Here is a 1,068-nt window from a genome sequence, read left to right as displayed (position 1 = left end):
TTGGTATCCATAGCGGGCACCTCAGTCCAGCGAACTTACTGCAAGTATAGATTGCCCCCAACACGTAAAGGGAACAGCGCCCTTTACTCACCGCATTAATACCTGAACGGACTATTTCCGCAATAAATGCCGCCGTGTAAATCGTCAGGGCTATCAATAGTGCGGCAAGCTCGGGAATTATGGTCATCCCGCCTTTGAAGTTAAAACCTTGCAGATGCGGGACATCAATCGCAATAGGGCGTCCGCAGACAAAGAATACCAGAGTCGGTAATCCAATCAATAACCCAAGAACAATCCAGCCGGTTCGAACCTGTTGGCCCGTGGCAATACGCCGTTTTTTAGCCCAACGGACTAAGAGCCAGCTGCCTAAAATACCGACTAGCAATGCAATCACGACCCCGCTAATTCCGTCGCTGAATAGAGGCGCCGGGAGTGATAGACCTCGAATATTTAAAAATACCGTATCGCCCCAATTCATACTCTGACGAGGCGAAGGTAAGGTACGTAATACGGCGAAATACCAGAAAAAAATCTGCAACAGCAGGGGAATATTACGGAAGGTCTCGACATAGAGAGTCGCGACTCGTGCGACTAGCCAATTACGCGACAAGCGGGCCACGCCAATAGAAAATCCCAGCATGGTTGCCAGTATGATGCCCAAGGCAGAGACCACCAGCGTATTGACTAACCCGACCAGAAAGGTCCGGCCATAACTGTAGGATTCATCGTACGGGATCAGCGACTGGATAATGCCAAATCCAGCTCGATTAGAGAGAAAATCAAACCCCGAGGCGATACCGCGGGTCTGCATGTTATGCAAGGTATTGCTGATGATGTAAAACAGGGTCGCAATTACAGCAAGCGCAACCAACGCCTGAAAAATATAGGCCCGGATGGTGCTGTCGTAATACCAACGTACGGTTGGTGTTACCGATGATGTCGAATCGTGGGATCCAATAGCCATAATGACTTCCTGACTAATGCGGCTACATGTACAGAACCTTAAGCGGCAAGCGAATTAATAATACCGTCTAACGTGTTGTTTTGCTTGGATTTTCTCTGCCTACT

1 protein-coding gene is annotated in these 1,068 nt (G+C 48.9%); it reads right to left on the bottom strand.

Annotated features, from left to right (window positions below; genetic code table 11):
* The coding region (locus ACYVG7_RS10235) for an amino acid ABC transporter permease (RefSeq protein WP_460883018.1) at positions 1-964 on the bottom strand (964 nt) is incomplete at its 3' end.
* Positions 965-1,068 lie beyond the last annotated feature (104 nt).

It is taken from the genome of Pseudaeromonas pectinilytica (genome assembly GCF_054780855.1).
Note: the sequence above shows the minus strand (reverse complement) of the source record. Positions and strands in the feature narration are given on the sequence as shown.